This is a genomic window from Dokdonella sp. (assembly GCF_049593775.1).
GTDB lineage: Bacteria > Pseudomonadota > Gammaproteobacteria > Xanthomonadales > Rhodanobacteraceae > Dokdonella.
On the sequence record NZ_JBAWHJ010000386.1, the window covers coordinates 1 to 11,832 of the forward strand.

General features: G+C 60.5%; 11 protein-coding genes and 1 pseudogene. 10 read left to right on the plus strand and 2 right to left on the minus strand.

What is annotated here, in order from left to right; all coding sequences use genetic code 11:
- From accB to purD, 8 genes are all read left to right on the plus strand, one after another.
- The coding region (gene accB, locus WBP53_RS13185; protein WP_423929653.1) for an acetyl-CoA carboxylase biotin carboxyl carrier protein at nt 1–276 on the plus strand (276 nt) is incomplete at its 5' end.
- Between the two features lie 32 nt (nt 277–308).
- Complete coding sequence (locus tag WBP53_RS13190) at nt 309–674, plus strand: four helix bundle protein (protein ID WP_423929655.1); 366 nt, start codon at nt 309–311, stop codon at nt 672–674.
- A 67-nt stretch (nt 675–741) separates the two neighbouring features.
- The gene (accC, locus tag WBP53_RS13195) at nt 742–2,109 is read left to right on the plus strand and encodes an acetyl-CoA carboxylase biotin carboxylase subunit (RefSeq protein WP_423929657.1); all 1,368 of its coding nucleotides are present in this window, start codon (nt 742–744) and stop codon (nt 2,107–2,109) included.
- A 213-nt stretch (nt 2,110–2,322) separates the two neighbouring features.
- Nucleotides 2,323–3,354, plus strand: coding sequence for a 50S ribosomal protein L11 methyltransferase (prmA, locus tag WBP53_RS13200; RefSeq protein ID WP_423929659.1), 1,032 nt, complete (start codon nt 2,323–2,325; stop codon nt 3,352–3,354).
- Between the two features lie 271 nt (nt 3,355–3,625).
- Nucleotides 3,626–4,420 carry a zinc-ribbon and DUF3426 domain-containing protein gene (locus WBP53_RS13205; RefSeq protein ID WP_423929661.1) on the plus strand — a complete coding sequence of 265 codons (795 nt, stop codon included), beginning with the start codon at nt 3,626–3,628 and terminating at the stop codon, nt 4,418–4,420.
- 159 nt (nt 4,421–4,579) lie between these two features.
- Nucleotides 4,580–4,867 (plus strand): helix-turn-helix domain-containing protein, encoded by a 288-nt coding sequence (locus WBP53_RS13210; RefSeq protein ID WP_423929663.1) that lies wholly within the window; start codon nt 4,580–4,582, stop codon nt 4,865–4,867.
- Nucleotides 4,868–4,910: 43 nt separating this feature from the next.
- On the plus strand, nt 4,911–6,488 hold the full coding sequence (gene purH, locus WBP53_RS13215; RefSeq protein WP_423929665.1) for a bifunctional phosphoribosylaminoimidazolecarboxamide formyltransferase/IMP cyclohydrolase: 1,578 nt from the start codon (nt 4,911–4,913) through the stop codon (nt 6,486–6,488).
- Nucleotides 6,489–6,683: 195 nt separating this feature from the next.
- Nucleotides 6,684–7,961: a phosphoribosylamine--glycine ligase gene (purD, locus tag WBP53_RS13220; RefSeq protein WP_423929667.1), complete on the plus strand. Its 1,278-nt coding sequence runs from the start codon at nt 6,684–6,686 to the stop codon at nt 7,959–7,961.
- Between the two features lie 27 nt (nt 7,962–7,988).
- Here purD and WBP53_RS13225 read toward each other — a convergent pair whose 3' ends face one another.
- The gene (locus WBP53_RS13225) at nt 7,989–8,444 is read right to left on the minus strand and encodes an ATP-binding protein (RefSeq protein WP_423929669.1); all 456 of its coding nucleotides are present in this window, start codon (nt 8,442–8,444) and stop codon (nt 7,989–7,991) included.
- Between the two features lie 194 nt (nt 8,445–8,638).
- Between WBP53_RS13225 and WBP53_RS13230 the strand changes: the two genes are divergently transcribed.
- On the plus strand, nt 8,639–10,522 hold the full coding sequence (locus WBP53_RS13230) for an MFS transporter (RefSeq protein WP_423929671.1): 1,884 nt from the start codon (nt 8,639–8,641) through the stop codon (nt 10,520–10,522).
- Nucleotides 10,523–10,614: 92 nt separating this feature from the next.
- Here the strand turns inward: WBP53_RS13230 and WBP53_RS13235 are convergent, their stop codons facing one another.
- Nucleotides 10,615–11,328 carry a hypothetical protein gene (locus WBP53_RS13235; protein WP_423929673.1) on the minus strand — a complete coding sequence of 238 codons (714 nt, stop codon included), beginning with the start codon at nt 11,326–11,328 and terminating at the stop codon, nt 10,615–10,617.
- Nucleotides 11,329–11,677: 349 nt separating this feature from the next.
- Here WBP53_RS13235 and WBP53_RS13240 point away from each other — a divergent pair.
- A pseudogene (locus WBP53_RS13240) lies at nt 11,678–11,832 on the plus strand (chloramphenicol acetyltransferase); the annotation flags it as partial.

Consider the following 11,832-nt stretch of genomic DNA (forward strand, 5'->3'; position numbering starts at 1 on the left):
GCGGCTGGCTCATCATCACCAGAAAACAAGGATTTGCCTGAGGGGACCACTGTCCGCTCACCGATGGTCGGCACGTTCTATTCCTCAGCCAATCCGGATTCGCCGCCCTTCGTGACCGTCGGGCAGAAGATCAAGGCCGGCGACACCCTCGGCATCATCGAAGCCATGAAGATGTTCAACCAGATCGAGTCCGAAGTATCGGGCACCGTGCTCGCTGTACTCGTGGAAAGCGGACATCCGGTCGAGTTTGACGAGCCGTTGTTTGTGGTGGGTTAAGAGGACGGGATTCGAGATTCGGGAGTCGGGATTTGAAGGAGCGGCCGCATCAGCGACTCGAAGTCTGGCGCGATGCGATGAGCCTGGTCGAAGCTGCCTATCGCTTTTCGCAGGACTTCCCTGATACGGAGCGGTTCGGCCTAACTCTCCAGATTCGCAGGGCCGCCGTTAGTGTTTCATCCAATATTGCAGAAGGTGCTGCTCGACGCTCGACTCTGGACTATTTACGGTTTCTTTCTATCGCACGAGGCTCACTTTCCGAGCTCGATACACAGCTTCAGATATCGACGCGACTTGGTTTCGCCGAGATGTCACCGGAACTCAATGAGTTGGTCGATTGCGTGTTCTCGAAGTTGAACGCCCTGATCCGATCGCTGAGCAAACCCAGGACGCCATGATGCACACGATTTTCCGAATCCCGAATCCCGAATCCCGGTTTTCAACAGCCGAACGGCTGGTCATCCCATGTTAGACAAAGTCGTCATCGCCAATCGCGGCGAAATTGCGTTGCGCATTCTTCGCGCCTGCCATGTACTGGGCATCAAGACGGTGGCCGTTCATTCCACCGTCGATCGAAACCTCAAGCATGTCGGCATGGCGGATGAGTCTGTCTGCATCGGACCAGGTCCGGCTGCCGAGAGTTATCTCAACGTACCGGCCATCATCGCCGCTGCGGAAGTAACCGACGCTCAGGCGATCCATCCGGGCTACGGCTTCCTTTCCGAGAATGCGGACTTCGCCGAGCGCGTCGAGCAATCGGGCTTCATCTTCATTGGCCCGCGCGCGGAAACGATCCGCATGATGGGTGACAAGGTCGAGGCCATCCGCGCGATGAACGAAGCCGGCGTGCCCTGCGTGCCGGGTTCGGGTGGTCCTCTTGGCGACGACATCACGGAAAACGTGCGCATTGCGCGCGACATCGGCTACCCGGTAATCATCAAGGCCGCCGGCGGTGGTGGCGGCCGCGGCATGCGCGTCGTTCACACCGAGGCGCATCTTGGCAACGCCATCTCCATGACCAAGACCGAAGCCAAGGCCGCGTTCGGCAACGGCGAGGTGTACATGGAGAAGTTCCTCGAGAATCCGCGTCATATCGAGATTCAGGTGCTCGCCGATGGCCAGGGCAGCGCCATCCATCTCGGCGAACGCGATTGCTCGATGCAGCGCCGCCACCAGAAAGTCGTCGAGGAGGCACCCGCTCCAGGTATCAGCGACGAACAGCGCGAAGCGATCGGCAAGGTCTGCGTCGAGGCCTGCCTGCGCATCAACTATCGCGGCGCGGGAACCTTCGAATTCCTCTACGAAGACGGGCGCTTCTATTTCATCGAAATGAACACGCGCATCCAGGTCGAGCATCCGGTTACCGAAATGATCACCGGCGTCGATCTGGTTCGCGAACAGTTGCTGATCGCCTCAGGCGAAAAACTGTCGATCCGGCAGGAAGACGTGCGCATTACCGGCCATGCGATCGAATGCCGCATCAATGCCGAGGATCCGGACACGTTCATGCCGAGTCCCGGTACCGTCAAGCGCTTCCTTGCCGCTGGCGGACCGGGCGTGCGTACCGACACCCACATCTATGACGGCTATCGCATTCCACCCAACTACGATTCGATGATCGGCAAGCTGATCGTGCATGGCCGTGATCGCGCTACTGCCGTTGCGCGCATGCGCAATGCATTGGCAGAAGTGGTCATTGAAGGCGTGAAGACCAACCTGCCCTTGCAAATGCGGATCATGGCCGATGGCGGATTTCAGGCCGGCAGCATGAACATCCACTATCTGGAAAGGCGCATGGCCGAAGCGAAGGAAAAGGCGTTGGGTCTGAGTTGATCGTGGAATGGCACACCATCGCGTTCCGAACGCATCCGACCAATAGGTACTCCCGCCGTGTTCATTCAAAGGCGGGAAAGGCCGGTATACACTCCCGCGCGTTCCGAACGCATCTGACCGACAGGCTCTCCCTGCGTGTTTATTCAAAAGCGGGGAAAGCCGGTATACACACCCACGCGTTCCGAACGCATCTGACCGACAGGCTCTCCCGCCATGAGTTGGCTTGAACTTTCCCTGACCCTGCGCTCTGATCAGCAGGAAGCCGTCGAGGCCGCGCTTGAAGATGTCGGCGCACTCGCGGTGACCTTGCTCGATGCCGATGCCGACACAAGCAACGAACAGGCGATCCTCGAACCGGCCGTAGGCGAAACGCCTCTATGGTCACTGATCGTCCTGTCTGCCTTGTTCGAGGCGGAAATCGATCGCAGTGGATTGATCCATGTCCTCGGCGAATCCCTCCCGGAGCTGGAACCCGGTCAGATCGTATTCCGCGAAGTCGCCGACCAGGACTGGACACGCGTGTGGATGGACCAGTTCAAGCCGATGCAATTCGGCGAACGGCTCTGGATCTACCCGTGGAATATCGAGCCGCCAGCCGACCCGCAAGATTCGGTCGGCCGCTCCAGCGCATCCTGCGACCGCGGCACTAGCGCATCCCTGCGCGTCGACCGCTCCAGCGCATCCTGCGACCGCGGCACTAGCGCATCCCTGCGCGTCGTCGTGCGCCTCGACCCGGGCCTGGCCTTCGGCACCGGCACCCATCCGACCACGGCCTTGTGCCTGGAATGGCTGGATCGTACCGACCTCGGCGGCAAGACACTGATCGACTATGGCTGCGGGTCCGGTGTGCTGGCGATTGCAGCCGCACTGCTGGGCGCCGCCAGGGTAATTGGCATCGACAATGATCCGCAGGCCATCGAGGCGAGCCGCGACAATGCCGCACGCAACGGCGTGGCCGAAAATATCGAGCTGAGACTTCCTGACACCGAGGAGCGCACGCCGGCCGATGTTCTCGTCGCCAACATCCTGGCCGGCCCTCTGCACGAGCTCGCACCGCTGTTTGCTGCACATGTTCGCCCTGGCGGCTTGCTGGCTCTGTCCGGCATCCTCAATGGACAGGAAGCCGAATTGCTCGAGCGCTATTCTGAATGGTTCGAGGAACTGGCAGTCAGCCGGCGCGAGGACTGGGTGCGTATCGACGGCAAGCGCCGCGCCGACGCAACTCGGGATCCTGAGCGGCAATGAATCCGGAACCGCTGATTCCAGGGCCAAGCCTGTTGCAGCTTCCGGCTTGTATTTGAACCACGTCATTCCCGCCCTTCGACTAGCTCGGCACTGGCCCGGCTCCGCCGTGGCAGAATTTGCTTCGACTCGCGGCTCGTGATTTCCCCTGGCTGCCAACGGCTCTGATTGCCGCTGGCCAGTTCCCATGCCAATCCACGATGGACATCAATCAATCGCGGGAGCAGAGCAGGCAAACTCCTGCCACCAGGGCAACCGCGGTTAGAATGCCGGCATGTACACCCAATGTCCCGAATGCCTGACCGTATTCAAGCTTGGTAGCGCCGAGCTTGCCGGTGCGCATGGCAACGTGCGCTGCTCGCATTGCAATGCAATGTTCGATGCGCTGCCCACCTTGAGTGAGCAATTGCCTTCAGAACCGATCGGCAAGATGAGTCGACATCCTGAACTGCCGAGCCCCCCACAACTCGGATTGCCCGTGTTCAGGCCACATCGCGGGGAACAAGGCGCGCTTTTCATGGACCCGAATGAACGTCCACGGGCCCACGAACGCGCCTCGGGTCCGCCGCAATTCACACGCAGGAGAGGTCGGGCACCGACACGCAGCAATGGTCCCTGGCTATTCGGCAGCCTGGTCCTGCTGGTTTTGCTGGCAGGCCAGATCGCCTGGGCTGAACGTCAGTACTGGATCAACGATTCCCGCTTGCGCCCGGGCATCACGAGCGTCTGTGCCGTGGTCGGTTGCGAAGTACCCTTGCGCAGCGATGAAGAACTCCTGCAACTGGCCTCGCGGGATATTCGCCCGCACCCTTCGGTACCCGGCGCCCTGATCATTTCGGCGACCTTGCAGAATTCCGCGGATTTCGCCCAACCATTTCCGACCGTAGAAATCACATTGTCGGATCTCGATGAGCAACGCATCGCGATGCGACGGTTCAGGCCTGCCGAGTACGTCAGCGATGCACGCACGATTGCCAACGGACTCGCCCCTGCGGCGAAGGCCGCTCTCGTTTTCGAAGTAGCGGATCCGGGCAAGAACGCCGTGGCTTTCGAGTTCAGTTTTCGCTGACCACGCAGTCCCGCGTCCTTCCCAGCACGAAGAACTTGCAAGCGAATTGACGCTTGGCACTTATCAATCGTGTCCGTCGGCTGTATCATCACCGACCCGCCGCAACCTTGGGAAGGCTGCCCGGGTGGAAAACCAGAACTAGAACAAAGCCTCGAGGGAATGATCGCAGTGAATGCCGCCACCCCGTTGCGCGTTGAAGCCGCGCACGATCCTGCCTTGCAACCTGCCCTGCGCGAATGCGTTGCGCGAGCGGTGCGGCGCTACCTTAGCGACGTGGATTCCGAGCCCTCCGAGGGCCTGCATGCACTGGTTGTCGCCGAGGTCGAATTGCCCTTGCTGCGTGAAGTAATGTCCTGGTACAGCGGCAACCAGAGTCGGGCGGCGGCGGCCCTCGGCATCAACCGGGCAACCCTGCGCAAGAAACTGCACCAGTACGGCCTCAGTTGAGCGGCTATAATGCGGGCCCGCCAATCCACAGCCGGCTGACCTGATGTTCGAGATCCCTCCCGCTCCCGTTCGCCGTGCGCTGCTGAGCGTGTCTGACAAGTCCGGCCTATCCGACTTTGCCAGGGGGCTTGATGCCCTGGAAATCGACCTGGTCTCCACCGGCGGCACCGCCCACGCCTTGCGTGATGCGCACTTGCCGGTAACCGAGGTCAGTGCGGTCACCGGTTTTCCCGAAATCATGGGTGGTCGCGTCAAGACCCTGCATCCGCTGGTCCACGGCGGCCTGCTCGGCCGGCGCGGCATCGACGATACGGTCATGGAAGAACATGGCATCAGCGCCATCGACCTGCTCGTAGTCAATCTGTATCCATTCGAATCGGTGACGGCTCGTGCCGATTGCCTGCTGGCCGAAGGTATCGAGAATATCGATATCGGTGGCCCGGCCATGCTGCGCGCTGCCGCAAAGAACCATGAAAGCGTCATCGTCGTCTGTGACCCGGCCGATTATGCCGAAGTCCTCGAAGCACTCGCCCAGGGCGGCACCACGCTCGAGATGCGCCGCAGGCTCGCTGCCAAGGCTTATGCGCACACCGCAACCTATGACGGTCGCGTGGCAGCCTGGCTTGGTGCGCGTTCGCAGGGCGAATCCAGCGAACCGTTCGCGCCGAGCCTGCACCTGGCCTACGAACGCAAGCAGGTATTGCGGTACGGGGAAAACCCGCATCAGGCCGCTGCGCTCTACGTGGAAAAGAACGCGGCGCCGGGCACCATTGCCACCGCCCAGGTGCTTGCCGGCAAGGAGCTCTCCTATAACAACCTGGCCGATGCGGATGCGGCACTCGAGTGCGTGAAGGCATTCCAGCGTGCGCCGGCCTGCGTCATCGTCAAGCATGCAAATCCGTGCGGCGTCGCTCTTGCCAGCAGTGTTCGCGAAGCCTATGAGCACGCCTATGCCTGTGACCCAGTGTCCGCTTTCGGCGGCATCATCGCTTTCAACCATCGTCTTGATGTCGAAACGGCAAGGCTCATCCTGGAACGTCAGTTCGTCGAAGTCGTGATTGCACCGGAAGTCGACGAAGATGCGCTTGCGGTGTTCTCCAAGAAGCCGAATGTTCGCGTACTTGCAACCGGCGAGTGGCCCGAGCAGGCCGGCCAGTCGACTGACTACAAGCGCATCGCCGGCGGCATGCTTGCCCAGGATGCGGATCGTGACACCCTGATGCTGTCGGACCTGAAGGTCGTGTCGAAGCGCGTTCCTGATGCAGAGGAACTGCGCGACCTTCTGTTTGCCTGCCATGTCGCCATGTACGTGAAGTCCAACGCCATCGTGTACGCCCGCGACAGTAGAACCATCGGCATTGGCGCAGGCCAGATGAGCCGCGTGATCAGTGCCCGTATCGCCGCAATGAAGGCCGAGGAAGCAGGCCTGAGCGTCCCCGGCAGCGTCATGGCCTCCGATGCATTTTTCCCCTTCCGTGACGGTATCGATACAGCTGCCGCAGCCGGCATTCGCGCCGTGATTCAGCCAGGAGGCTCGATGCGCGACAAGGAAGTCATCATCGCCGCCGACGAACACGACATGACGATGGTGTTTACCGGCGTAAGGCATTTCAGGCATTGATCGTTGTACGCTCAATGCCGGGATTCGAGATTCGTGATTCGGGATTCGCAAGGGCGTGGAACTCTGCGTAGCCATGAGCCAATATCGATTCCCTACTGAGAACTCGCGACCGCGAATTTGCCACGATTGCGCCTCAACACTTGGTTCGCCAATCGAATCCCGAATCCCGAATATCGAATCCCAAGTTCTTAGCCCATGAAAATCCTGGTAATCGGCGGCGGCGGTCGCGAACATGCATTGGCCTGGAAACTCGCGCAATCGAAGCGGGTGAGCGAAGTCATCGTTGCGCCGGGCAATGCCGGCACGGCGCGCGAGCCGCGCATGCGCAACATCGAAATTGCAGCGAACGACATCGACGGCTTGCTCGAGCTTGCGCGAGACGAAGGCATCGACCTGACCGTGGTCGGTCCTGAAATTCCGCTCGTGCTTGGCGTGGTTGATCGCTTCCGTGCGGCGGGCCTTGCCTGTTTCGGCCCGCGCAGGGTCGCAGCCCAGCTGGAAGGCTCGAAGACTTACGCCAAGGAGTTCCTGGTTCGCCACAATATCCCTACCGCGCGCCATGCCGTATTTGATGATCTGAATGCAGCGCTGGCCTATGTGCGCAAACACGGCGCACCGATCGTGATCAAGGCCGATGGCCTTGCTGCTGGCAAGGGTGTGGTGGTTGCACTGACCCTTGGCGATGCGGAGCAGGCGCTCCACGACATGCTCGGCGCGCATTCTCTGGGTGATGCATCGGCCAGCGTCGTCATCGAGGAATTCCTCGAAGGTGAGGAAGCAAGCTACATCGTGATTTCGGATGGTACCCACGCGCTGCCGATGGCGACCAGCCAGGACCACAAGCGCGTTGGCGAGGCGGATACCGGCCCCAACACCGGCGGCATGGGTGCCTATTCACCGGCCCCGGTCGTCACCCCCGAAGTCGACCAGCGCATCATGGATGAAGTGATCCGCCCGACCCTGGCCGGGATGGCTGCCGAGGGAGCGCCGTTCATCGGCTTTCTCTACGCGGGCCTGATGATCGACAAGTCCGGCGCGCCCAAGGTCATAGAATTCAACGTTCGTTTCGGCGACCCGGAAACCCAGCCCATCATGCTGCGGCTGCAATCGGATCTGGTCGAGTTGATCGAAGCGGCGTTGGCTGGCCGCCTCAAGGACGTGAACGTAGCCTGGGATCCGCGCCCTTCCATTGGTGTCGTCATGGCCGCCCATGGCTATCCGGGCAAGGTACGCTCTGGCGATCCGGTCAGCGGGCTTGACGTCGCCCTCGGCAAGGACACCAAGGTATTCCACGCCGGCACTCGCCTGATTGACGGCAAAGTCGTGACTGCTGGCGGCCGCGTCCTGACGGTCTGTGCACTCGGTGTCGATTTTTCAGCCGCACGCGAAACGGCTTATGCAGCGCTTGGAACACTGAGTTTCGCGGGCGAGTTCCATCGCCGCGATATCGGTCACCGCGCGCTCAAGCGGTAGCTTTGCAATGCAGGCCCGGGGCGGCTGTCAACTCGCCAGTGCAACCCTCACGCGCAGGTGGTTCTCACCACGTCGATAGCTGTAGACGAATTCGCGCGTCATCGCCCGGACCATGGCAATGCCGACACCGCCCGGCGTGGCTTCCGCAATACTTTCCGGCGCCCGTGCTTCAGCAATGCCGGTAGGGTCAAAGTCAGAGGCGTTGTAGCGCAGGCGCACCACCAGCTCATCCTTGCGACGACGCACATGCACATGCACCGGCCCGCGGGCGGACTGAGCATGCATGACGACATTGGCCAACAGTTCGTCCAGCACCGTGGCCAGCGATTGGCGCACCGAGTCGGAAACCCCGACGGCAACAAGGTCAGTCTCCAGCGCGTCGGCAAACTTTCCTATTGCCGCCCGCTCACGCGCAACACGATAGCGCCAGCGCGTTGTGGCAGTCGATAGACGGGATTGCCGCGTGACCCGCTGCATCATCATTCACCCTCCCCTTCGCACATCGTGGACGAAGCCCGCCATCGAGGCAAACTTCGGGTGACGGCTGCCATTGCCGACCGGGCAACATCGTGGTTGCCGGATCGTTGAATCCGACCCCGAACGTGCCGGTTTGATGTCACACCTCCGTTTGGCTCTGCTAGATTGCCGGGGTCATTTCATTGGATCCAGGCCAGCCCATGTCCGATCAAAGCCAATTCCGTCTACTAGGCAAGCGTCGCTTCGGGCCATTCTTCCTCGCACAGGCACTGGGGGCGTTCAACGACAATGCCTTTCGCCAGGGCATGATCGTATTGATCGGATTTCACCTGGGGCTCGCCATCGAAGCGGTCAGCTTCTATGCAATGGTCGCGCCTGCCGTCTTCATCCTGCCGTTCTTCCTGTTCTCGGCCACGGCTGGCCAGATTGCAGAGAAGTTCGAAAAGACGCGCCTGATCCGTTACGTGAAACTGTTCGAGATTGTGGCCATGCTGGTCGCGGTCTACGCCTTCCACGCAGCACAAGTCTGGTTGTTGTTTGTCGTGCTGTTCCTGATGGGCCTGCAGTCGACTGTCTTTGGCCCGATCAAGTACGCCATCCTGCCGCAAGCGCTCCAGGTCAAGGAGCTGGTTGGAGGCAACGGACTGGTCGAGATGGGCACCTCGATGGCGGTTCTGATCGGCATGATGGCCGGCGGTACCTTGATGGCCATGGGTGAATTTGGCGCCACTGCCGCATCGATCCTCGTTGTTGGCGTGGCCGTTGTCGGCTATCTGGTCAGCCGAGCCATTCCGCCAGCCCCGGCTACCGCGCCGGATCTGAAATTCAACTGGAACCCGGTTACCGAAACCATTCGCGTGATGCGCTACGTCACCAAGGATCGGACCATATTCAACTCGATTCTTGGCATCTCCTGGTTCTGGTTCTTCGGCACTGTTTTCACCGCACAGTTGCCCGCATACACGCAGACCTACCTTGGTGGCAGCGAGGGCGTACTCAACCTGACCCTGGCCTTGTTCTCGGTCGGCGTGGGCATAGGCTCGCTGCTTTGCGAACGCCTGTCCGGGCACAAGGTCGAGATTGGCCTGGTACCGTTCGGCTCCATCGGCATGACCGTTTTTGCGATTGATCTCTACTTTGCGAGGCCGCTCGCCTCTACGGTATCCGGACTTGGCGCGATGCAATTCCTCAGCGCCGACGGCAGCATGCGCATTGTTTTCGACTTGATCCTGATTGGCCTGTTCGCCGGCCTCTTCATCGTGCCGCTGTTTGCCCTCGTGCAAAACCGCACGGATCGCAGCGAACTGTCACGCGTGATTGCAGGCAACAACATCCTCAATGCGCTGTTCATGGTCATCTCCGCCGGCCTCGGACTTGGCCTGACCGCCGTCGGGCTCACCATCCCGCAAATCTTCCTGTGCGTTGCCGTGCTCAACGCTGCGGTTGCCATCTATATCTACACGCTTGTACCCGAGTTCCTGATGCGGTTCCTCTCATGGATCCTGATCAACACGCTGTACCGCATCCGCACGGAAGGACTCGACCAGGTTCCCGAACATGGTCCGGCCTTGCTCGTATGCAATCACGTCAGCTACATGGATGCGCTCATCGTGGCTGGCAGCGTGCGCCGCCCCGCTCGTTTCGTCATGTACTACAAGATCTTCAACATTCCAGTGATGAGCTTCATCTTCCGCACCGCGAAGGCGATCCCTATCGCTTCGACCAGGGAGAATCCGGCCCTGCTCGAAAAAGCCTTCGAGGAAATCGACCGCGCCCTGTCAGAAGGCGAGATCGTGTGCATCTTTCCGGAAGGCGGCCTGACCAGTGACGGCGAGATCGCACGATTCCGGCCCGGCGTCGAGCGCATCCTCGCCAAGCGTGCCGTACCGGTCGTGCCGTTGGCCATCCGCGGCCTCTGGGGCAGCATATTCAGTCGTCGTGACAGCGCACCGGGACGCATGCGCCTGCCCCGCCGATTCTGGTCACGCATCGTGCTGTCCGTTGGCGCGCCTGTCGCGCCGGACGAAGCCAGTGCCGAAGTGCTGGAGCAGCGTGTCCGCGAGCTGCGCGGAACATGGGCATGAGTCGCATCTGGTTGTGCGTGGATTCCATGCCGATGACGAGGTTGATTCCAATTCCGGGTTTGCGTGACTGACGGTGGGCCTGGCGCCGGTCATCAACCATCAAACGACAGATCAAGCATGAGCACGGATGATGCCGCCGCCGCCAGATAGATTCGCTCATGCTCGTCAAGACTGCGATCCATGTGTACGCGACCCGAATTGAGCAGGTCGACTAGCGCCAACACTTTGCCGTCCCGCTGAAACTCGACGCCCGCAGGTTCCGAGGTTGGCAGGCTTGTACCGGCCATCAGATGAATGCTGCGTACCGCGTAGGGCCCGCTTTCCGATTCGAGCATGCCCTGGATGCGCACACCGTTTCGGGACAACTCGAATGAACCAGCAGAATTGTTGCCGGGGCGAAGTCCGCAGTCCATGAATGGTCCGGCCAACGCGTTGAGGTCGATGGACAGTCGCCGCGAATCCCTGCCGGTTTCGGCACTCAGTGCAGTCGATTGACAGCGCACTTCAACCGGCGGTTGGCCCGTCGTTGTTTGCGTAAATGCAAACGGCCTCCAACTGCCTTGAAGTTCAACTGACCGCAATGGAATCGAGGTGCTGAAAATTCCGCCATCACGCATCTCAAGTGCGCTGTACGGTCCGAAGCGCAACGGCTGATTGAATCTCCGCGGTGAGTAGCCCGAGACCTCGTAGGAGATGCTGCGGCTGGAGAATCCGTCGGAGAGACGCACCTCCGCCATGGAGCAACCGGCAAGGGCAACGACGGCAGAACCGATCGCAGGAAGTAACGGCATTAGCGGCATGGACATGAAACGCAATCCGCAAGGTGTGGGACGGGCAGAATAAAATTCTGCGCGGTCGCGCCCCCCTGCCATTGGTGGGGGGAGCCATCGTGCGTTCAGCCAGCGTTGCCTTTCACGACCGAATGGGTGACAGCGTCGCCGGATCATCCTGGTATCCCGCGGCTCTGACAATGAAGAGAAATTACACAACCGGTGGTTGATCAGTCGTTGAGCGGTTGAATTGCACCTCTCGCCTCCACGAAAATGACGCGGGCCTTGCCCCAGACCGCCCAACCGGGAGACCCGCTCAAGAATTTCTCGTAAAGAAGTTCGATACAACTCACCAAGTAGCCCGGCAAAAAATGGAGAACACCAAATGCACGGCCCAGACCCAAAGAACAAGCATCCGATGGACGGCTTCCGGCAGGTTTGCTACATCAAGAATTCCGTCAACAACCCGAACATCATCATTGGGGATTACACCTACTACGATGATCCGGATGACCCGGAGAACTTCGCGCGCAATGTTCT